Source organism: Ruegeria sp. HKCCA6837 (genome assembly GCF_013034475.1).
Lineage (GTDB): Bacteria > Pseudomonadota > Alphaproteobacteria > Rhodobacterales > Rhodobacteraceae > Ruegeria.
The window spans coordinates 1-21,438 of record NZ_WQGD01000015.1 but is presented as its reverse complement, the minus strand read 5'-3'; the positions used below and the strand labels follow the sequence as shown (position 1 = coordinate 21,438).

The 21,438-nt window shown below is 55.4% G+C and carries 16 protein-coding genes and 1 pseudogene; 7 read left to right on the top strand and 10 right to left on the bottom strand.

Features of this window, described 5'->3' with window-relative positions:
- Positions 1-79 precede the first annotated feature (79 nt).
- Complete coding sequence (locus GOV91_RS17730; RefSeq protein ID WP_171236477.1) at positions 80-1,516, top strand: amidase family protein; 1,437 nt, start codon at positions 80-82, stop codon at positions 1,514-1,516.
- 259 nt (positions 1,517-1,775) lie between these two features.
- On the opposite strand, the gene GOV91_RS17725 is transcribed toward GOV91_RS17730, so the two are convergent.
- Complete coding sequence (locus GOV91_RS17725) at positions 1,776-2,537, bottom strand: NAD kinase (protein ID WP_171236476.1); 762 nt, start codon at positions 2,535-2,537, stop codon at positions 1,776-1,778.
- Between the two features lie 167 nt (positions 2,538-2,704).
- Between GOV91_RS17725 and glyA the strand changes: the two genes are divergently transcribed.
- A complete protein-coding gene (glyA, locus tag GOV91_RS17720; protein WP_171236475.1) occupies positions 2,705-4,000 on the top strand; it encodes a serine hydroxymethyltransferase in 1,296 nt (431 codons plus the stop codon).
- A 149-nt stretch (positions 4,001-4,149) separates the two neighbouring features.
- Here the strand turns inward: glyA and GOV91_RS17715 are convergent, their stop codons facing one another.
- Positions 4,150-4,524, bottom strand: a complete 375-nt coding sequence (locus tag GOV91_RS17715) for a hypothetical protein (RefSeq protein WP_171177594.1) — start codon at positions 4,522-4,524, stop codon at positions 4,150-4,152.
- Positions 4,525-4,614: 90 nt separating this feature from the next.
- On the opposite strand from GOV91_RS17715, the gene GOV91_RS17710 reads away from it, so the two are divergent.
- A complete protein-coding gene (locus GOV91_RS17710) occupies positions 4,615-5,373 on the top strand; it encodes an alpha/beta fold hydrolase (protein WP_171236474.1) in 759 nt (252 codons plus the stop codon).
- Here GOV91_RS17710 and GOV91_RS17705 read toward each other — a convergent pair whose 3' ends face one another.
- The 6 genes from GOV91_RS17705 to GOV91_RS17680 all read right to left on the bottom strand — a co-directional run bounded on the left by GOV91_RS17705 (position 5,374) and on the right by GOV91_RS17680 (position 14,119).
- Positions 5,374-5,559, bottom strand: a complete 186-nt coding sequence (locus GOV91_RS17705) for a hypothetical protein (RefSeq protein WP_171177598.1) — start codon at positions 5,557-5,559, stop codon at positions 5,374-5,376.
- Positions 5,560-5,651: 92 nt separating this feature from the next.
- Positions 5,652-6,029, bottom strand: coding sequence for a rhodanese-like domain-containing protein (locus tag GOV91_RS17700; protein WP_171236473.1), 378 nt, complete (start codon positions 6,027-6,029; stop codon positions 5,652-5,654).
- Between the two features lie 78 nt (positions 6,030-6,107).
- Complete coding sequence (locus GOV91_RS17695) at positions 6,108-7,460, bottom strand: HlyD family type I secretion periplasmic adaptor subunit (protein ID WP_171236472.1); 1,353 nt, start codon at positions 7,458-7,460, stop codon at positions 6,108-6,110.
- A gap of 2 nt (positions 7,461-7,462) precedes the next feature.
- Positions 7,463-9,367, bottom strand: a complete 1,905-nt coding sequence (locus GOV91_RS17690; protein ID WP_371732339.1) for a type I secretion system permease/ATPase — start codon at positions 9,365-9,367, stop codon at positions 7,463-7,465.
- A gap of 356 nt (positions 9,368-9,723) precedes the next feature.
- The gene (locus GOV91_RS17685; protein ID WP_171236470.1) at positions 9,724-11,679 is read right to left on the bottom strand and encodes a type I secretion protein; all 1,956 of its coding nucleotides are present in this window, start codon (positions 11,677-11,679) and stop codon (positions 9,724-9,726) included.
- A 133-nt stretch (positions 11,680-11,812) separates the two neighbouring features.
- Positions 11,813-14,119: a hypothetical protein gene (locus GOV91_RS17680; protein WP_171236469.1), complete on the bottom strand. Its 2,307-nt coding sequence runs from the start codon at positions 14,117-14,119 to the stop codon at positions 11,813-11,815.
- A gap of 596 nt (positions 14,120-14,715) precedes the next feature.
- Between GOV91_RS17680 and GOV91_RS17675 the strand changes: the two genes are divergently transcribed.
- Both GOV91_RS17675 and GOV91_RS17670 read left to right on the top strand, forming a co-directional pair.
- The gene (locus GOV91_RS17675; protein WP_171177609.1) at positions 14,716-15,468 is read left to right on the top strand and encodes a response regulator transcription factor; all 753 of its coding nucleotides are present in this window, start codon (positions 14,716-14,718) and stop codon (positions 15,466-15,468) included.
- Positions 15,461-15,958, top strand: a complete 498-nt coding sequence (locus GOV91_RS17670; RefSeq protein ID WP_209509581.1) for a hypothetical protein — start codon at positions 15,461-15,463, stop codon at positions 15,956-15,958. The genes GOV91_RS17675 and GOV91_RS17670 overlap by 8 nt, the downstream gene beginning before the upstream one ends.
- 326 nt (positions 15,959-16,284) lie before the next feature.
- Here the strand turns inward: GOV91_RS17670 and GOV91_RS17665 are convergent.
- A pseudogene (locus GOV91_RS17665) lies at positions 16,285-16,443 on the bottom strand (IS3 family transposase); the annotation flags it as partial.
- A gap of 635 nt (positions 16,444-17,078) precedes the next feature.
- Here GOV91_RS17665 and GOV91_RS17660 point away from each other — a divergent pair.
- A complete protein-coding gene (locus GOV91_RS17660; protein WP_171236468.1) occupies positions 17,079-18,008 on the top strand; it encodes an autotransporter domain-containing protein in 930 nt (309 codons plus the stop codon).
- 441 nt (positions 18,009-18,449) lie between these two features.
- On the opposite strand, the gene GOV91_RS17655 is transcribed toward GOV91_RS17660, so the two are convergent.
- Positions 18,450-19,427, bottom strand: coding sequence for a serine hydrolase (locus GOV91_RS17655; protein ID WP_171236530.1), 978 nt, complete (start codon positions 19,425-19,427; stop codon positions 18,450-18,452).
- Positions 19,428-19,631: 204 nt separating this feature from the next.
- On the opposite strand from GOV91_RS17655, the gene GOV91_RS17650 reads away from it, so the two are divergent.
- Entirely contained in the window at positions 19,632-20,612 is a 981-nt protein-coding gene (locus tag GOV91_RS17650) for a murein L,D-transpeptidase catalytic domain family protein (protein WP_171236467.1), read from the top strand.
- Positions 20,613-21,438 lie beyond the last annotated feature (826 nt).

Genomic DNA, 21,438 nt, shown 5'->3' with positions numbered 1-21,438 from the left:
GGCGCAGGCCGCCCTTTTCACGTCTGCCCTTGCAACCGGAACAAAGCCCCCTACTGTCGCTGTAACACAGTGAGGGCCCATGACAGATTCCGACATCTGGCGTCTCAGCGCCACAGACTTGACCACCCTGACGCGACGCGGTGATCTAAGTGCGACTGAGGTTGTACAGGCTTCGATTGACCGGATGGATGCAGTCAACCCCGACCTGAATGCCGTGGTCGAAGATCTGCGCGCAGAGGCGTTGGAACGTGCACATTCCTTGGATAACGCCCGTGCAAGCGGGCGACCAAGCGGAGCACTGCATGGTGTACCGGTCACGATAAAAGTGAATGTGGATCAGAAAGGTCACGCCACCACAAATGGCGTTGTGGCATTGAAAGACGTCATCGCGCCGGATGACGCACCGGTTGTCAGCAATCTGCAAAAGGCCGGGGCCATTGTAATAGGGCGAACCAACACGCCCGAGTTCTCGTTTCGGGCCGATACGGACAACGCGCTTTACGGGCGCACACATAACCCATGGGGCCGCCATATCTCACCCGGCGGATCATCGGGCGGAGCGGGCGCGGCCGTGATGGCAGGTATCGGGGCGCTGGCCCATGGCAATGATATCGGCGGCAGCCTACGCTTTCCCGCAGCTGCCAATGGGGCGGTCACAGTGAAACCAGGGCTGGGGCGTGTTCCCGCCTGGAACCCAAGCCAAAAGGTCGAGCGCGGCTTGTTGGCCCAGTCAATGTCTGTTCAGGGCCTGATAACCCGGACGGCAGCAGATTTGCATCTTTCGATGCCCAGCCTGATCTCGGCAGACGCACGCGACCCATTCCATGTGCCAATGCCTTGGCGCCGTGAATCCCCGGCTGGTCCGATCAAGGTGGCATTCACAAAAAACACTTTTGGATATGCTCTGCATCCCGAAGTTGAAAAGGCCCTTGATACGGCGCGCGACGCATTGGTTGATGCTGGCTATGCCGTAGATGAGGTCGATCCGCCGGACGTTTTCGAATGTGGGCGGGTCGGTTATCGCGCACTTATGGGCGAAGTGCTGACCCTGATGAAATCGGATATCGAAGCGGCCGGTTCGCAAACCATCCAAGAGATTTTCAACGTCTACTTTCAGGAATTCCCGCCGATCGTCGAAACCGAGCTGGTAAAAATGCTGGCCAAACGCAGCCACTACGCGCGCGAATGGTCGCTGTTCATGCATGATTATCCGCTGGTTTTGTCACCCTTCTTGCCGCAGCCCTTCTTCAAGCCCGACCGCGATACGGAAGGGGCTGAAGGCGTGCATGAGGTTCTGGGCTGCGCGGTGTATTCTTACGCGATGAACTTCCTGGGGCTTCCGGCAGCCTGCGTACCCGCGCACTTGGCCGATCTGCCGAAGGGGCCACAACCGATTAATGTTCAAATTGCAGCGCAGCGATGGCGCGAAGATCTGGCGGTAGACGCCGCTGCGGCAATCGAAGCCCGCGTGGGTCAAATGTGCACCGCGCTTTGGGATCAAATGAAAAGCGTATAATTGGCCCCAAAAGAAATAGACCTCGGGTCATTGTGCCCGAGGTCCAACTGCTTAAATAAGCCTGGAAATCTGATGACGAGCGTAGCACCACCCACCCTCGCCAGCGCAAAATTTGCACAATCATTCGAAAACGCCTTTCAGGTGGCCACTCACTCCCACCTTGGCGTGTTCTCCAGGCAAGTTGAGATTACTAAAACGGCAATCAATTCCATGTGAACTGGTTCACATAAACCGAAAAAAAGTGCACGGCGGCCCGCTTTTATGTGAATTGCTCAGAAATCAGGCGTTCTTCGAGCCCGTGGCCCGGATCAAATAGAATGCGGTGGGCTATTGCCGGCTCCGACCTGATCTCGACCCAGTCGATATCCGGGAAAGAAATGGAATCGGCATCCGCCATGACCGGGCGCTTTTCGGCATCAAGAACGTCGAACCGAACCTTTGCGATCTTGGGCAGCAGCGCGCCACGCCAACGGCGGGGACGGAACGCGGCAATCGCAGTCAACGCCAAAACGTCCGAACCAATTGGCAGGATCGGCCCGTGTGCCGAATAGTTGTAGGCCGTCGATCCGGCGGGTGTCGACAGCAGGGCTCCATCGCAGACCAGTTCCGACATCCGCACGCGACCGTCAACGCTGATCTTCAGCCTTGCAGCCTGTGGGCCAGCCCGCAGCAGCGACACTTCGTTGATGGCCAGCGCCTCGTGTAGCTTACCGGACTGATCCATTGCGCGCATCGCCAGCGGATTGATAACCTCTTCTTCGGCATCCTCGAGACGCGCGATCAGGTCGTCTTCGTGGTATTCGTTCATCAAAAAGCCGATCGTGCCCCGGTTCATACCGTATACCGGTGTGTCGAGATGCTGCATGTTGTGCAGGGTGTGCAACATGAAGCCATCCCCGCCGAGAGCAACCACAACATCTGCGTCGCGCGGTGCAGCGTTTCCGTGTTTAGCCACCAGAGCATCCCGGGCCGTCTGCGCCACTTTGACCTCACTGGCAAGAAAGGCGATTCTCTTTTTCATGTTTTACGGTTTCCGGTCCTACGCATTTGGTTCCGAAACAAACATACCTTTCCCCAATAGGCCAGTCTTGACGCGCCAGCTTAGAAATTCGTCGCTTTAAGCCTTTTGGAGAAGCAACGTTTCCGATAGGAAATCCGCAAGATTTTACCCAGCCATGTGGAGCGCCCATGAACGCCAATCTTCGTGACACCGGATTTTTCACCCAATCCCTGTCTGACCGCGACCCTGAGCTATTTGGCTCGATCACGTCGGAACTGGGCCGTCAGCGCGACGAGATCGAGTTGATTGCCTCCGAGAACATCGTCTCTGCCGCCGTAATGGAAGCGCAGGGTTCGGTGATGACCAACAAATATGCCGAAGGCTATCCCGGTCGGCGCTATTATGGCGGTTGCCAGTTCGTCGACATCGCCGAAAACCTGGCCATCGACCGCGCCAAGCAGCTCTTTGGCTGTGAATTTGCCAACGTGCAGCCCAACTCGGGCAGCCAGGCCAACCAGGGTGTGTTCCAGGCGCTGATCAAGCCCGGCGACACCATTTTAGGCATGAGCCTGGATGCAGGCGGCCACCTGACCCACGGCGCGGCCCCGAACCAATCGGGCAAGTGGTTCAACGCGGTGCATTACGGCGTGCGCAAGCAGGACAACCTGATCGACTATGACCAGATCGAGTCGCTGGCGAAAGAGCACCAGCCCAAGCTGATCATCGCCGGCGGCTCGGCCATCCCGCGCACCATCGACTTTGCCCGCATGCGCGAGATCGCCGATATGGTCGGCGCCTATCTGCACGTGGACATGGCCCATATCGCCGGTCTGATCGCGGCAGGCGAGCATCCCAGCCCCTTCCCGCACGCGCATGTGGCCACAACGACCACGCACAAGACCCTGCGCGGCCCGCGCGGCGGCATGATCCTGACCAATGACGAGGCGATCGCCAAGAAAGTGAACTCGGCCATCTTCCCCGGCATTCAGGGCGGCCCGCTGATGCATGTGATCGCGGCCAAGGCCGTGGCCTTTGGTGAGGCGCAGCGCCCCGAGTTCAAGACCTATATCCAGCAGGTCATCACCAACGCGCAGGCGCTGTCGGATCAACTGATCAAGGGCGGTCTGGACACCGTGACCCACGGCACCGACACCCATGTGGTGCTGGTCGACCTGCGTCCCAAAGGCGTGAAGGGCAATGCGACCGAAAAAGCCCTGGGCCGGGCGCATATCACCTGTAACAAGAACGGCGTGCCGTTTGACCCTGAAAAGCCGACCGTGACATCGGGTATCCGTCTGGGCTCACCCGCCGGCACCACCCGCGGCTTTGGCGAGACCGAGTTCCGCCAGATCGCCGACTGGATCATCGAAGTGGTCGACGGCCTGGCCGCCAATGGCGAAGACGGAAACGCTGCTGTCGAAGCAAAGGTCAAAGCCGAAGTCGCAGAACTCTGCGCACGCTTCCCGATCTATACGAACTTGTAAGAAGTTCAGCACATCAGAAAACGGCGCCCCCGAGGCGCCGTTTTTTTGTGATTATCCGCAGTACTACTGTGCGCGTCGCTGGTTCACTTGAGGGCCTTTTCAAGTCTTTTCTTCCATCTGGGCTACAGTACGCAGCTTAAAACCCAAGATCAGATCAAGCCGCGCCACCACAGAAAGACCAGCAGCAGTGTCGTCAGGGCCAGCAGGTTAAAAGCCAAGCCACCAAGCATCCCCAGAAACCACCCCCATCTGCGGTCGGCCAGGTTGATCGCGCTGAGATGCCCCTGCACCACATCTGCTGCCCGGATCAGCTTGGGTGTGTCGAGAACCTGCCTCAGTTTCGGATGTGCCGCCATCGCCTCGGCTCGGGCCAGCACCATAGCCTGTTTGTAGACACGGCGCGGTAAGCGCCGCTTGGCCTTTCGGATTGATGCCTCAAGGGTTTTGTCTCGCACGCCCAGCTTGGCACGCAACAAGGCCACGGTATCGGCGATCCGGGTCTGAATGTCTGGGTCTTGCGACATGGGTGGCCTCCTGCCGCGCAATCTAACGACTGGTTCGTAGACCTACAATGGGGGTGGTCGTCCGCGATGTGCGCGAGTATCACTCGGGTTATGCTAAATACGATTGTACATGGCGCACCAACCGCCCTTCCCCCACTCATCATTGCACATGGCCTATATGGTTCTGCCCGCAACTGGGGTGTGATAGCCAAACGGCTATCGGACGAACGGCAAGTTGTGGCCGTGGATATGCGCAACCACGCCCGCAGCGCGTGGGACCCCGAGCACGACTATCCTCACCTGGCGCAGGACATCGCCGAAGTGATCGCAAATATCGGCGGCAAGGCCGATGTGCTTGGACATTCCATGGGCGGCAAAGCTGCGATGACCCTAGCGCTGCACCATGGGGCCTTGGTGAACAAACTGGTGGTCGCCGACATCGCGCCGGTAAAATACACGCACAGTCAAATCCAGTTCATCGAGGCCATGCGGGCGGTTGATTTTTCACGCATCGAACGCCGTTCGGACGCAGAACAACAAATGGCCGAACAGGGTGTTGAAAAAGCGTTGCAAAACTTCTTTACGCAATCCCTGGACATCAATGGCAAACGTTGGTTGCTGAACCTAGATGTATTGGCGGACCAAATGCCCAATATCATGGGCTTTCCCGAGCTAACTGCATCATGGACCGGACCTGCATTGTTCCTGTCCGGTGGTGCATCGGATTACGTCCTGCCAGAGCATCGCGACAAAATTCGCGCGCTGTTTCCCAGCGCCCGATTTGCCAAAATCCCAGGCGCTGGGCATTGGCTGCACGCCGAGAAACCGCGCGAGTTCGAAGCGGCCGTCAGAACGTTTCTGAATGCTTGATCAAGCGCCCTGATACAGCCGCTTGGCTACCATCCAAGACGCAGGCGCGGCAATCACGGCCCCTGCTGCTGCTGCCCCAACAATTGCGCTGACCGAAACCATCCCAGCAGTCAAAACTGCGATCACAGCCGAACCCGACAGGGCAGTTGCAATCAGTGAATACAGCATTGCGGCAAGACGAAACATGTCCGGATTTCCTTTAGGTAACTTCCGGCCATATATCATGCGATTCGAATGTGTTTTGCCTTGATTTGTGTCAGATGCAGAACGGTTTTGTATCAAGCCCCCACAAGTTCACCGCCCCCGTTTACCCAGTCCGCCAAGCCGCCAAGGTTGTAGACCTGTCGATATCCCATGTCTTTCAGCAGCTTGCCAGCCAACGCCGCTCGGCCCCCCGAGGCGCAATGTAGAACGATAGGGCGATCCTTACGCAGTTCCGGATCATGGGATTGCAACGTGTCATCAGCCCGAAATTCCAGCATTCCCCGTGAGATATGGTGCGCGCCTTCGGCGCGACCCGTGGCTTGCAGCTCTGCCGCGTCTCGAATGTCCAGCAGCAGCCCGCCCTGCTCAAGAATAGTCTTTGCCTGCGCGGTATCGATCCGCGCGACCACCGCATTAGCGGCCTCCATCATGTCTTTGACCGTCACCGGCATGTGTCTTCTCCTTCACCTCACCGGCAAAGGGTAACATGCGAAATTTGGAAGGTGTAGAGGTGACCTGAAAGCCCTATCCTAATGCTCGCGAAACGCGCGTGACATGCTGTCTGACACGGGCTTGGCGATATAGGCAGCAAAGGTCCGCTCTTCGGTTTGGATCATAATTTCGGCCGGCATCCCAGGCGTAGGAATAAAGCCACTGACCCGTTGCAACTCATCCGGTGTCAGAGAAATGCGCGCCAGATACACTTCCTGCGGACTGCCCGAGGTCTGTTCAGGCAAAGCGTCAGCAGAAATATAGAAAACCTCGCCATATAACACCGGAGTCGTGCGTTGGTTCAAAGCAATCAGACGGACCGAGGCGGTTTGTCCTGTTATTACGCTGTCGATTTCCGTGCGGGGAATCTGCGCCTCGATGATCAGGGGCGCATCGGCGGGCAAAATTTCGGCAATGGGTTCGCCGGTTTCAATAACACCACCCGGCGTGTGATAGTGCAATCGCACTACCGTGCCGGTCACAGGGGCCCGAACTACGGCTCGCTCTAGAACGTTGCGCGCTTGACGAGACTTTTCGCGCACACTTTCCAGATCGGCCTCGATCACGCCCAGTTCATCCAGCGCAGCCTCGCGATAAGCAGATCGGGTGCGCGTGATCTGTTCTTCGTATTTCAGTAGCATCTGGTTGATCTCGGCTGCCTCAGCTTGCAACCGTGCTTGTTGCCCTTCAGCTTCGGCCTGGACACGTCGAATCGTGTTGAGTTCACCTTTGCGAACAAGACCTTTTTCGTACAGCTGGCTTTTGGCCTCATATTCCTCCTGCAAAATCTCGGCGCGCCGCACCATGCTGTCCAGTTGAGCCTCAAACCCACTTGACCGGATCTTCAGCGCCTCCATGTTCCTCTCAAGCAAGGCGACATCGTTCAGAAGCGTCTTGCGCGATACATCAAAGCTGAGCCTTTGCCCGTCAAGAATGGCCATGACTTCGACATCCTGGGAAGCTTCAAGAAGGTCCGTAGAAAAGACAAGGCGTTCGCGTTCACCATATTCCGCCAGCAACCGTTGGGTCATGGCTTGCAGGCGTATCTTGCGGATGAACAGTTCACGCTCGTTGGCCTGCGCCGAGGTCTGGTCCAACGTCATCAGCACTTGCCCGGCCTGAACCGACTGCCCCTCGACTACTTTAATTTCTTCGATGATCCCGCCCTCAAGATGCTGAACGATCTTGTTTCGACCGGTTGCAACAAAACTGCCCTGCGCAATCACCGCAGCCGCCAGAGGGGCGCTGAAGGACCAGACCCCGAAACCGCCAAAGCACACCAGTAGCATGACCAGTCCGATGGCAATCAGCCGGTTGATTGAGCGTGGAACCTCGGCATACCAAAGTTGAGGTTCGTCGGCAGAATTCTTCACAGGTACGAGGTCGTTCATGCTCAGCCCCCCTGCTGGCCTTCAATTCCGGTTTGTTTGCGCGGCGCGTTGATTTGTTGCAGAACCTGATCGCGTTGACCGAACAAGGCCACGCGCCCATCGGTCAGCAACATGATCTTGTCGACCACGTTCAACAGCGTCGGTTTCTGCGTGATGACAACTACGGTGATCTTGCTTTCGCGCGCCTGCTCAATCGCCCGGGCCAGCGCTTTGTCACCAGCCACATCGAGGTTCGAGTTCGGCTCGTCCAGCACAACCATTCTCGGGTTGCCGAAGAACGCCCGCGCCAGCGCTATACGTTGCTTTTGCCCACCAGACAAAGGCGCGCCATCTGCGGCCACCACCGTCTCATACCCTTGCGGCAGGGTCGCGATCATGTTGTGAACATCGGCCAAAACGGCAGCATCGTGGATCTGTTCGTCGGTCGCATCTGCCCGCATCCGACCAATGTTGTCCTTGATCGTGCCGGGGAACAGTTGGACATCCTGCGGCAGGTAGCCGATGCTTTCTCCAAACTGGCGCGGATCCCAGTTGCGAATATCCATCAGGTCCAGCCGCACACTGCCCGACGTGGGCAGGATAGACCCGACAAGTGTTTTCCCCAGCGTCGTCTTCCCCGCACCGGAATTGCCTATAATGGCCAATGTTTCTCCGGGTGTCAGCGAGAATGTGATCCCGTTCAAAACCACGCGCTTGGTCCCGCCGGGCACATAGAGCAAGCGTTCAACATCCAAACGGCCTTCGGGACGCGGCAGGCGCAGCTTTTCGTATTGCAGGGCAGAGGTCGACAGCAAAGCCTTGATCCGCCCATAAGCGCCGCGTGTCAGCAGATAGCTGTTCCAACCCTCGATCGAGCCTTCGATGGGTGCAAACGCACGTCCTGCTATAATCGAAGCGGCAATCACCATCCCGCCGGTGATCTCTCCTTGCAACGCCAGATAGGCGCCCCACCCCAGAATACCGATTTGGGTTAGCAGCCTGACAGCGCGCGAAACCGCTGCGAAGATCACGTTGCGGTCCTGAGCACGCACCTGCCAAGTCAAAGACTGAGCGGTATCCCTGCCCCAGATCCGCACAGCTTCGGGGATCATAGCCAGCGCGTTGATGATCTGGCTGTTGCGTGACATCGAATCCAGATGCTGGTTCGCCAGCGACTGCGCCTTGTTGGCTTCGGCAAAGGGTTTGGCCGTCATTTTCTGGTTGATCAGTGCTATCGTCATCAAGAGCAGTGCGGTCACGACAACGATCATGCCCAACTGCGGATGCACAAGGAAAATCATCAGGATGAACAAGGGCGCAAAGGGGACGTCCAGGAACGAGATAAGAGTGCCCGAAACCAGAAAGCCACGTAATTGCTGCAAATCGCCTAACGTCTGGTATTCGCGCCCGTTGCCATGCAGCGACGCATGGGCCGCCGCGCTGAGCACCGGCGCACCCAAACGGGCCGCCACTTCGACCCCGGTGCGCATCAGCATGAAACGGCGTACCGCGTCGAAGGCTGACTGAAAGATCACCGCGCCCGCAACAATTGCGGTCAGCATGATCAATGTATCCAGAGACCGGCTGGTCAGAACGCGGTCACTGATCTGAAACAGGTATATCGGGATCGCCAGGATCAAAATGTTCGTGGCGCAAGTCAGAACCAACACAAATGCAAGGTTGCGCCAGATCGCGCGGATCGACACCCGCAGGGTGCGCTGAAAGTCCTCGGGCGGGGTGCGCTTGTGAAAGGTTTGGGGTGGCCCTTTGCCGTCTCCGCCACCAGTCTGATTTTGCGGCAGAGGTTGGTTTGCCTTGGCCTCGATCGTGGTGCCCATGCGGTTTTCGCCGGCCGCGCGCGCAGAGGGGGTCTTGCGCGCAGTCGTTTCCTCGGCGGTTACCTGACCGGGGCCATCAGCATCGGCCACCCCATTGCCGCCACCCGTCGGGTCTTTGTGTTGCGCGGGTTGCGGCTTTGCACACTGATGGGGAGGATCAGCGCGCAGTTGTTCGCGTGAGTGGTCGTGATCTTCGGATTGCTTCAGTTTCTCAGGTTTCACTGACTGTTTTGCTTTCGGGTCCGACACGCGCATTTGCTTTGTCAGATGCAGACGCGGCGCAATTTTGGGCCCTTCGGGCGTGGCTTTCACCTTTTCACCAAGATTTTGGCTTTGCGGCCTTCCTCCGCCCTGCCTGTCCAAGGGGCTGAATAAGTACGGGCGGTGCGACGTAAATACGATCGACATCTACTAACTTTCTGGTCACTCGGTAAAAAACGAAAAAATCAAGCCAGCACGGTTTGAAGGCCATCGTCGTTGGTCGTGGTATCAGTTGTTGGAGCGGTCAAAGCCAACGCTGCATCAGGCTGCGCGACACTCATATCGCTCATGATTGCGGCGATGGCTTCATTGGTCATTGCCGTTATGTCTTCATTGGTGGGCATGTCGAGCAGACTGGCCTGATGCAGAAGCAGATCCGAGTACGCTCCGTTTGCGGCCATGATTGTCGAATCCACACCCATCTTGGTCACGCTTGCGCTGTTCAACAGGGCGTTGCTGCCAGCAACCACTTCTGTCTGGGATGCATCGGGGCCGGATAGCTCTATGTCGTCCTGATCCTGCACCACGGTTGTCTGTTCCACGACATTGACCTGCACCAAATCGCCGTCGATCTTGAGAACGCGTATTTGCTCCATCCCGGCGAAATCAGGATTATTCATCAAGGCATCCTCAAGCGCGGCTATGTCTTCATCAGCCAGCGCCATAGTGTCCGACATTTCTTGGGACATGTCCTGATCGGTGTCATCCCCTACCGTTTTGACAGAGGCTTCGTTCATCACGAGGTTTTCGTCGCCACCCGATTCGTCTTCGTCCATTGCCGGGTCCATGCCGCCGCTAATGACATCGTCGTCAACCAACACGAGTGTCTGGTTTACAACGTCCACAGAGATCATGTTTCCGTCGATGATGATCACATCATAATAATTGCCCAGCTGAATAAGGTCCGAGACGTTGTACATCTCGTTGTCGCCCAGCGCATACATGGTTGACGAAGCAGAAATTTCGGTCTCGATTTGGTCGATATCCGTGGCATCGATATCCTGCTTGATGAAATTCGCGACGACCAGATCACCCTGAACATGGTCCACGATAACAATCGGTGCCGCAGCCGCAGCGCCAGATGATGCACCCAGCCAAGGTGCCGTTTTGGATTCGACCTCGATTTGCGAGGTCTGCACGATGTTTGTGCCACTGCCCGTTCCCGGCTCACCTTGATCCCAGTCGGAAACAACTGCGACCTGACTAATGGCCGTCAGGCTGACCGCCTGCCCTCCGACCGCGATGATTGGGGCATCCACCCAAGCCACAGTGGCCGCCATTGCATTGATCGCAACGTTGCCACCGGTCACAACCAGGTGCCCGTCATCAAATTCCGGGTCCTTTGACTGATCCCATTCTTCAGGATACGGCAGCTCAGCCGTGTTTTCCGTGTCAACGGGCTGATGATATTCAGGAAGCAGATCTTTCCATTCCGGAGCGTCCGTGACGTATTCGCCGTTGACGATCACACCCATCGCATCGTCGCCGTGGAATTGATGCACCGTTACGCCTTCAATGTCCGAGATCATCGGGTTCGCCATCTGATCGGCGAGTGCCGCGAGCATTTCGGTCGATTGGTAGTCCGCGAGTGAAAATGATGGCGCGGCAATGGCGTGAAGCGACAGAGCCATGTCTAGCATCTGCTCGCCCTGCACCATTAGCGCTTCGGGGTCTCGAAAATCTCCGTCGCCCACAACGTCATTGTCGCGCATGTAAACCGTCTGCACGGTAACGGTCACGGCCGATCCCAGCGGCACGGTTTCCGGTTGCAGAATGATCAGTTGGACAAAGGAAGACGGGCCTGTATCGCTTATTTCGTTTTCCGGCACATAACGCACAGGCTCTCCGGGACCGTCCAAAACAATCACCGCCTCTGACACCGGCCCAATAGGTGCAGCCGGCAGCGGCATTTCGGGTTCAGAGGGTTGAAAACTGTAGGGCAGAGCTTTGTACTCGCCTGCCGGAATATCCAAGTCTGCCTTGATATGGATCGAGGCCGGATCGTCCAGCCCTTCGACTTCGGCTTTGCGCCTCAGCGCTGTGAATTCCTCGTACTGATCCCGCAACCGGGACTGTTCGATCGTAAGCTCAAATGTTCCAACAAAATGCGCTATCGTCTCGGAAATACTGTCAAGGGCCATGTCGGTTTTCCTTTACACCCGCACCGGCCACAATTTCCGCTTTGGGTTCAGTTGGGCCGAGGCCGCGATAAACGGCCTCGGCAGGTTTCAAAAGACATACGGGGCCCGGAAATGCGGGCCCCGCTTTTGTGACTTAGGTGTCGGTGTCGTCGCTTGCGTACGAGGACGTCATCGAACCGCCAACCATGGTCGTATCAACCGAGTTGCCAAGTACATTGGCACCCATGACGATCGACTGGTTGAAGGCCGAGGTGTCGACAACCGCCGCAGCCGAGGCGTAGGATTCACCGGTCACGATGCCGTCGCCACCATTGTTTGCGCCCCAGTTGCCGCCCGAGCCGCCTGCGCCACCGTCACCCGAATAGGCTCCGGCTGCGCTGCCGCCCGTAATGGTGCCACCCATGGTGTCACCCGAGGTTGCGCTGCCCATCGAGGCTCCGCTGGTTCCGCCGTTTGCAGCAGACGCGCCACCGGCACCAGCATTCCCTGAATCAGCCGAACCCATTGCGTCACCGGATCCGGTCGAGGTCGAGTCGTTGTCGGAACTACCCGCGCCACCGTAACCGGCAATCGCTTCGGCCAAGCTGTCCGCCGCACCGTTTGTGTCCGCGTCTCCGAAGACATCCGCTGCACCGCCGCCGCCTGCAGTATTGGCTGCATCGGCAGATCCAGCTCCGTTGCCGCTGGAAGTAGACGTCGGAGTGGTGCTGCCACCTGCACCGCCGTCACCATCTGCAGCTGATGTTCCGGAACCCATCGCATCGGCCGCGCCGTCAGCCGCATTTGAACCGCCGTCACCGCCGCTGCCATCCGTTGCTTGCGAATTGCTGGCTGAACCGTTCACATCGCCTGGGCTTTGATCAATATCCGGACCACTTGCCGATTGATCGCCAACACCCTGGGCGTCGGAATCTGCTTCTGCAGTGCCACCCGAACCATCGCCGCCCGAGCCATCGCCAGCCGTTCCGTCACCACCAGAGCCGTCTCCTCCGGTTCCGTCGCCGCCGGTTCCGTCACCGCCTTCGCCAGGTTCGGCATCAATCATGCCCAGCTGTTCCTGCAACTCCATGATCGCAGCTTCAAGCATCGCGGCAAAGCCACCTTCGCCATCACCGCCGGTTCCGTCACCACCGGTTCCGTCACCACCAGTGCCATCACCGCCGGTTCCGTCACCGCCTGTGCCATCACCGCCGTCACCATCAGCAGAACTGTCCGCACCACTGTCTGCAGTGCCATCCGCCGTGTTGTCGCCTGCCGAGGCGTCATTGGCTTCAGTGTCGCTGTCGCTGCTGTTCGAAGCTGAACCTTCTGTCGCAGCACTGCCGTCACCACCATCAGCTCCGGACGCATCCGTTGCGTTATCCGCTGTACCGGTACCGGTGCCGGTGGAATCGGAATCGCTGTCTCCACCGTCGGCGTTACCTGAAGAGCTTGCACCGGACAGACCCAGACCCAGACCCAGACCAAACGAATCCGCGCTACCACCAGCGCCACCGGTTCCATCACCGTCTACGCTTGTGCTGCCGTCGTTGTCCGACGAGGCCGAGCCGTCAGCATCTCCGCCATTGCCACCCGAGCTATCGCCGGTCGAGCTGGCATCGGATGTACCCATACCCATACTTGCGTTGGACGCGTCACCCGAAGACCCACCGTCACCGCCTGCCGAATCCGCATCGGCGCTGCCGGTGTCTCCACCTGCGGCCCACGCGTGGCTGCCAAGCGTTGACGAGTTTGCCGAACCGCCTACTGTGGTTCCACCGTCACCCGATGTTCCGCCATCTGCATTCGCCCGGATACCTTCTGCAGCCGTGGCTGTGCCGCCATTGGCGTCGCCGTTCTGGTAGAAACCTGAATTGTTCGCAACGCTCGCTGACTCCAGCGTGTCGTCATCGCTCAGGCTGGCAACCTGGTTGTTAACTGATGACATCGCGGTGCCCGCACCATCCATTGAGATGTCCAGATTCATGTCATCGCCGGGATCATAGTTCAGATTACGGCCTGCGGTGATCACATCGCCAACTGTCGCGGAATCCCCAAGATCCAGATCAACTTGATCATCGTCGCGCGGAATCCACTCGCCACCACCAAAATCGATATTGATGGCGTTGTTGTTGGAGTTGTCGTTGCTGTCGTCACCGGCATCCAGCGACTGAGACTGGTCTTGTCCCTGACCCTGATCCTGACCTTGGCCTTGGTCCTGACCCTGATCCTGGCCTTGGTCTTGTCCCTGACCTTGATCCTGGCCTTGACCTTGGTCTTGACCCTGACCTTGATCATTCGAGTTGTCGACATTCTGGTCTTGCTGCTGTTGTTGCGCTGTCAGATCGGCCTCGACAAAGGCTTCTTCTACAGGGATCTCAACATTGACCGGTGCATCCAGATTTTCGACGTTAATTTCATCGACGGTCGTTACGTTTGTATTATTTACATTACGTCTCATGACAAATTCCCATTTCTGGAACGCCAGACCGCCATTCATCTACAAAGCGGTATCAGGCGCGGTTGAAACAAAAAAGCACACACAGCGAAAAAGACGCTGAATGCGGTATTCGTTTTCTTACTCTGGGCCACCTCCTTTCCCGGCCAAGCCGAAAACGTGACCCTCCAAATCAAAGCAAAAATACGCTGAGGGCGATCACGTCAGGGATAGTCACTTCTGAAATTGAAGCCCGCCCATGTTTGCAGCGACCCCGATTCGCGCCTAGCTAGTGAAAAGTTCTGACAAGTTTATTTTATTGTTTTTATTGTATTTTTTACAAAAACAATCTCAGCCAGCACATAGCCGGGGCAAAAGTTCTAGACGGAGATACTGACAAAAAATAAACACAATTGTTTCCGCCGGTTACACAAAAGAGACCGCAAAATCCTAAACGAAAGTTCTATGAATCCCAGTGTGGGCTTGCGCCATCAGGTTGTAGGCATTCAAGATTCGAGTTATAATAAAAGGACTATAATTTATTGATTAGTTAACGTTTTTTACTCGTTCCATTTTTTAAGAATCAAATTCCAGTTACGCCTGTTTTGTAGGGGGCAATAATGAGTAAGTCTTTGCAGAATGAAACTGCCACTCAGGGCAATTATTCCGAAGATTTGTCGATCGTCTTTGTCGGAAAAGAATTGTTCTATTCCAACCAAACACTCAGAAGCGTTCAAACCGAATTTGGCGTCCGCGCCGAACGCTTTGAATCCCTCGAAGCGATGAGCGCGAATGCGCAAAACAGCAACAAGATCATAGTTGTCGACCAGATGATGATCGAAGATCTGCTGTCGCGTCCCGACGTCTACACCAATTGTACAGGCTCGGGCTGTATTGCATTTGCCTATCGTAAGGAAGGTTTGGCGCGTCGCCTGTTTCAGCAGTGGGATCGGGCCCGGTTGGGTGAGATCGGTTTTCTACCTATGAATGTTGCACCGGATGCCTGGCGCGCGATCCTCAGACTGCTGATGCATGAAGAATTGTACTTGCCCAGCTTTCTGGCCGATTGTGTACAAGTTACCCCCCAGAACCCGACACCGGCAGCTGTACATTCGCCCCCAGTCACACAAAATGGTACCGATCTGAATTCACGCTACGCCAAGCTGACGCGCCGCGAGAAACAGGTGCTGCAATTAGTCTCGCAAGGCAAAAGCAACAAGCTGATCGCAGCCAAGCTGGGCATCACCGAACATACGGTTAAGCTGCACATGCACAATGTCGTCGGCAAGATTGGCGTCAACAACCGAACTGCAGCAGCTCATTTCTATTTCGAGGTCGCACCTCATGCGGTGCAGCAGCCCGCCCTTGACTGACACGTTCGAAACCCGGTTCGACCGCCTGATCTTATTGGTTGGTAGGTTGAACTATATGTGGACCAACACCGAAAGCCTGTTGATCCATCTGATAGCTGGCCTAACAGGGGCATCCAAAGACGTCTCCGTCATCATCTTTCTAACTCTGAACACCACCCGTGCCCGAATTGATTTGGTCGAACGCTTGGCCAAGATGGAGGGGCGTCCGCCACAAATCCGCGACCCGATCCTTGCGCATACGCAGCGTCTGACAAAGCTGTCGGGCATCCGCAACAAATACAATCATTGTATCTATTCTTTCGACCCCGAAAGCGGTAATCCAAAGACCATCCTGATGCGCATCGCGGATCGCAAAACCGACATCAAACTCGGCCGCGAAGACACAGTAGACGATAAAGCCCTGCGCGAGATCGAAGGAGTTGTTGATCAGTTGTCTGCGGCAAACAGAGACATTTGGAAGTTAATCCAGGATCTTGGGTATCCGGTCTAGATCAGACAGGTATGATCGGTTTCAGAGCAACGATCGAACTATAACAATAAAAAATGAAATTTGCGTGGTATGTGTGGCAAGCACTGCGTTGATATTTTCACGAACTGATTAAACTTGTAAACCACCGTATCTGAACATTTTTCCACTCCAGATTGTATAGAAACGAGTAAACACGCCGCCAACCAGCCCGACAAAAGTTTGAGACAGACAAATGACGGCTACCTGGCTACTTTTCCTCGCGACTAAAAGCCTTCTGTTGGGGCAAGCGCATCCAGTAGGTCGGAGTACCCTGGTGGCAGAAATGGCTTGAGGAAGAACATCGTCGGTTCCTTTGGCAGAGCGTCAGCGATGCTCTCCTCGCCACGCAAACCCTCCAGCACAATGCGGATCTTCTCCTCCGCAGAATGATGCTTGCGCGTCTTGCGGCGAATGTCCTTGACGACCCGTTCAGCCGTCGGTTTGTCTGTTCCAGCTTTCCGTCTCATCTTCACTCCTTAACGGTTCAGATGAGCCAGAAACCTTCCGTTATGCAAATCCTTCAATCAGGCCTACAGGTGCTGATGTCAGACATCCCAGAGGTATCTTTGGCCGACACAAGAAAGCAACGTGTGTATTGGGCTGGTGTTCTAGCGCTGGGGGCAGATCCAATTTCGGAACGTTAGCGTCAGCGGCTTGAAACGGAGAACAGCCAAGCGGCGCATCCTCATGCAGTAGTGGGCCGATTATGCGACCCAGACTGAGGCAAAGGTCGTGCAGCTTCGCGGTTAGATCGGTGGCGGCTCGGTTCGTTTACGGAGCAATTTTAGTGCACTCTGGGGGCAAGACCTAGAAACAAGCATTTTCAACTGCAGTTTCACACGAATCTGCGGTCGTTCGACAAAATTTGTGCTGCGACTGAATTGCGGACAAAGCTGTCGTTTGCTTCGGCAACGATCAATCGGGGAGATCAACCCATCAACCCAGAAAGAACTCGAACGGGTTTTCTCAAGGCGTCACAAACCAGACAAAATTGACTAACAACAAAATATTTACAGCAAAAGGCGCGGTATTCTTGTTCTTGTAGTGCTAAGATGAAGAGATATCGCTTGGTCTTCTTTTTTCTGGTAAATGAGCCGATACCTTGAGACGAATTCTTGCTTTCGCTGCACTATCGGCTGCAAATACGACCAGTCCAACCTTTGCTCAAAGTATAAACCCTGATGCCTCCGAGGCCGCTGCACAAGCGGCTTTGTCTGTCTTGAGTATCGCCGCCACCCCAAATGAGACTTTATCCTCGTTTTCTTTTCTTGATGCTTCCGGAGGTACCAAAAGTCTACGCTCGACCCAGCTGCGAGGAGGATACAAGCCATTTGAAAACGGACTTTATTTAGAGGGTCTTGTTGCCTACCAAAAGTACAACCCGGTAATCTTCTTCCCGGGAATCGCTACCGGCACTGAGTTGGATGTAACTTGGTCGAGCGTGGCAGCAACGGTTGGCGTCGGCTGGGAGTTTCCATTGATAAACGAGTGGAAGATTCGGCCGGTCGGACATCTCTCACTTGGCCAAGTGACTGCAGATGCCATTTTTGCCGACTTTCCACTGCTGGGCCCGAGATCTAACTCCAACGAACTGATCGATGGGAATTTAAACGCATTCGGGATCGGTGCTTCGCTTGGCATTTTCCGAGAGGCGCAATTTGGGCCGTGGCAAGTGGAATACCGTTTCCGTCAAACTTTCTTGGAATTTAACCCGATCAATGAGCCGCAGGCTGGAAACGCAAGTGCGAGTTCCAATCAAACAACCTTGTTCTCACGTCATCGCTATCCGCTGGACAACGTCAGACTTTTCGAACTCCCAACGCAACTTGTTCTGGATGCCGGTGTAGTGCTGTATCACGGTGACAGCGCAACCGTTCTTGATACCGATTGGCTAGCAACGGCTGGTTTCGGACTTGAGATTGATACTCGCTTGACCGGCCTACCGGCCGTTCGAGCGGGACGCTTAATGTTAAACGGTATAGTTGCCGAAGAATTTTCCGGTTTTTCGATAGGCTTCGGTCTACGGTTCTAAGTCGAGGCTGCTCTTGCCTGACAACAACAATTAAGCTCAATTTCGTTTTGAACCGCCACTTGCGATTGTGCTGAGTAGAAAAATGACCGAATTGGGTTCAATGCAGGCGTTCGCATAATCGGGGCGGATGCCCACTTTGCAGGGCTGAGCAGACTATTCATTGAGTTCTTACAGTCTTGGTCAAAATTGGCCGCAAAGGCCAATCGGTAATAGTTTTTCTGGAAAGAATTTTTAATAGCAAGCCCGAGTTGGTGGAGACAGTCCGGCGAGCCCTATCCAAACTGGGAATGACTTTGTTGTCGACGTGGCCAGTAAATTCGGCGTCAATTTCCTCAACCAGATGAGTCTGGATCAAGTTATTTGGACGACTTGAATGCTTCACGCGCCCGCTTCGGACATTGACCGTTACAGCGCACTCTAGGGTTTCTAAAAAGTACTTATCTAATTGGCGTTCAGGATCGGACCATCCAACAACCTGACCAATTCTCCAAAATACCCTCCAGAACGCGCCGGATGCGTAGGATCAGATGTAATTGCGACAGCAAGGTTTCGATCAGGATGGGCCGCTATGATTTGGCCCCCATACCCACGCGCCAACTCATATCCTGAAGGGGACAGAAACCAGCCATAGCCGTAATCCAATCCAGAGAAAGGCGAACGGCCGTGTGGCTTGGTCGATTCCAAGACCCAACGCTCAGGAATGACTTGCCTGTTGGCAAAAGCCCCGCGGTCCCGAAGCAACACCGCGATCTTCAACATCGACCTCGGCGTAATCGCCATCTCATTCCCACCCAAGTAGTAACCCTGTGGATCCTTCGTCCAAGCAGGTATCTCGATACCAAGCGGTGCACCCAGCCTCTCACGCGTCAATCTCAAAAGACTTTGGCCGGTCGCCACAGTCAATGATGCGCCAAGCAGATGGGTCGATCCGGTAGAATAGAGCATCTGTTGTCCTGGCTCTGCAACCATGGGTCGTGTCAAAGCATCCGCTATCCAGTTGGGAGAGTTGACCCATTCTCCATAGTTGCTGCCAGAGGTTCTTTCGAGCCCTGCCCGCAGTGTCACCAGATCTTCCATTGTAATGCTCTCAGAACCGGGTGTGGCATTGGCGGGCAAGAGTTGCGGAGCGACCTCCTGCAAGGTGGCATTCACAGACGGGATTTCCTGCCGGTCGATCGCCGTCCCAAGCAACAAAGCCACAATGCTTTTCGAACAAGACTTTATATTCGCTGGTTTATCCAGGCCTGCACCCTGTCGAGCCTGAGCAAAAATGACGTCGTCTCCGCGTTGAATTTGAAGTGAATGCAACTGCTGAAGATCGCTGATTGCATCATTCAGCGCCACCGTTTGTCCCCGTCCAATATACGGCGCACAAATTGCGGTTGTCGTTACCAACAGGAACTTTCGACGTGTGATCATGACAGTCATTTGGAAGCAAATATCCGAATGTCCAGTTACTAAAGCAACATCAAAGCTTTTTTGTCCAAGATGCTCAAAATGCCTCCCAAAACGAACACCGGGATTTCAGGCAACAGAAAGCTTCGTCACACACTTGGCCGGCATTCTCGGGCGTAAGAACTGTGGTAGACTGACCTTGAGGACATTCTAGCAGGAGATCTCCCGTTGCTACAGAATTCACTCCGTCTCACACTCTCTGCCGCGGCAATTGCCATCTCGGTAGGCTTCTTGCCGGACCGCGTCGAAGCATTTTCGCAAGATATCCCAGCGTGGTTACAAAAACACGTGGGAACAGGTGATGGGCAAATCGCACCAATTGTTCTGAACAGGGCGCGTGCGCTTTACATCGAGAAAGTACGACGAGGCGAAGTAAAGAACCCCTGCTACCTTGCCAAGGATGCAACCCGCCCCAGCACTGCAAGAAACGGCAATCCGGGCAAGCGGTTTTACGTCATTTGCGAGTCACAAAAGTCCTTCCGTGCGGTTTCGTCCGGCTATGGCAATGGCCGAAAACTAAAGAACGCCAATTTTTCGAATGGTCGGCAATGCGCGAAGAACTTCAGCAATGCAGAAGGATCTAAACTTACCGCCGGCGGTGCCTATGTGACGGCTGAAACCCGCACGTCGTTCAAAGGTTATTACAGTCGCTCCGGCAAAACGCAGCCGTTTTACCGCACTTTTCTTTTGTTCGATGGGGAAGGAGAAACGAGCAATGCTCGGGAGCGCGCCATCGGAGGCCATCCAGCAGTCTTCCTTAAGTGGCAATGTAGATTCAAGAATCCTAGAAGCACACATGCAGACAACGACGGCTATGTCCCCTACGGAAAACTTGTGAACTATACGGGGGGTCGTAGCAATGGTTGCACAACCTGGTCTCAGTCCGCCTCAAAAGAGATTTTGGCACTTGTAGAGGGGAACCCGACGACGCTCTACATCTACCCAGAATCCAAAGACATAAACGCTGTCGCCAAGGCGGTACAAAAAGGCAAATCACTGTCTCGAGCTGGAGTTTATTGGAACGCAGCATGTCTACAAGCAATTGGCACCCCAAAGTTTTGGCCCAAAAGCAGCCTCCAACCGATTATAAATAGTTGGAGAGCATCCTTGCGCAAACAGCCGCCATTGGAGTTACCTATCTGCAATTAAACTGCACAGCAGACCCTAGGTGCGCTGCCCCTCAAGCATTTCTGTTAAGGGCTCAAATTAGTCTTTCGCTGCGCTTTGCTCGAAAGTCCGCTTCAGCTCTTGCGTTCAGGCATGTACCAACGCTCGGCAACGGCCGTTAGCGGATCGGCTTAGCCGCTTGGGGTCCAAAACAACCAATTATTAAACCTTTTCGCACCGCACAGAAGCCTACGCAGACTTCCGAAAAACGGTTACCCACGCTCGAATTCAATAATAGCGGTTCACTTGGCGTTGCATTTGCTTGCAATGACGCAAGATACGCACAACTGGGTGTATCATGGTTACAGCGTGTTCGGTGCGAGTGTGCCTAGTATTTAAAGCCTTAAGAAGCATTTCGACCTCCTCTTGTGACGCTACGTTAACTTGGATGAATGAGCGGTTCTGTGAACTTGGACACAGAGCGCCATTACAAATTTCCGCTGCGGACCCCACCCGCCAGTAGTAGCGAACACCCGCCAGCCCCCGTAACGACTCGTCGGCAGCCCGCTCTTCCAGTCACTGACACAAGGATGGCCGAGCCTTTTCGAGTTACGCAGCCGCGTGGGATCGCAGCCTTGCTAAAGTGCGACTGGGTGGCGTCCGCTCTGCGGTACGATTCAAACGATCGATGCGACACACTCTTCGAACGTCTCTGCGGGTGAGAAGTAACTCAAGGACTTTCTTGGCCGATCGTAGAGTTCGCGGGCGACGGTGTCTTTGCCCCGTAAAATTGGGCCACTACTTTGGTCGAGAGGGGGAACAAGGGATGGCTCGGAAGCGATACTCGGACGAAGACATTCTGAAGCTG

Excerpts from the sequence above, each read along its gene's own strand:
- GOV91_RS17680 (WP_171236469.1), bottom strand. The coding sequence starts at position 14,119 with ATGAGACGTAATGTAAATAATACAAACGTAACGACCGTCGATGAAATT.
- GOV91_RS17695 (WP_171236472.1), bottom strand. The coding sequence starts at position 7,460 with ATGAACGACCTCGTACCTGTGAAGAATTCTGCCGACGAACCTCAACTT.
- GOV91_RS17675 (WP_171177609.1), top strand. The coding sequence starts at position 14,716 with ATGAGTAAGTCTTTGCAGAATGAAACTGCCACTCAGGGCAATTATTCC.
- GOV91_RS17685 (WP_171236470.1), bottom strand. The coding sequence starts at position 11,679 with ATGGCCCTTGACAGTATTTCCGAGACGATAGCGCATTTTGTTGGAACA.
- GOV91_RS17710 (WP_171236474.1), top strand. The coding sequence starts at position 4,615 with ATGCTAAATACGATTGTACATGGCGCACCAACCGCCCTTCCCCCACTC.
- GOV91_RS17715 (WP_171177594.1), bottom strand. The coding sequence starts at position 4,524 with ATGTCGCAAGACCCAGACATTCAGACCCGGATCGCCGATACCGTGGCC.
- GOV91_RS17725 (WP_171236476.1), bottom strand. The coding sequence starts at position 2,537 with ATGAAAAAGAGAATCGCCTTTCTTGCCAGTGAGGTCAAAGTGGCGCAG.
- GOV91_RS17705 (WP_171177598.1), bottom strand. The coding sequence starts at position 5,559 with ATGTTTCGTCTTGCCGCAATGCTGTATTCACTGATTGCAACTGCCCTG.
- GOV91_RS17730 (WP_171236477.1), top strand. The coding sequence starts at position 80 with ATGACAGATTCCGACATCTGGCGTCTCAGCGCCACAGACTTGACCACC.
- glyA (WP_171236475.1), top strand. The coding sequence starts at position 2,705 with ATGAACGCCAATCTTCGTGACACCGGATTTTTCACCCAATCCCTGTCT.
- GOV91_RS17700 (WP_171236473.1), bottom strand. The coding sequence starts at position 6,029 with ATGCCGGTGACGGTCAAAGACATGATGGAGGCCGCTAATGCGGTGGTC.
- GOV91_RS17655 (WP_171236530.1), bottom strand. The coding sequence starts at position 19,427 with ATGATCACACGTCGAAAGTTCCTGTTGGTAACGACAACCGCAATTTGT.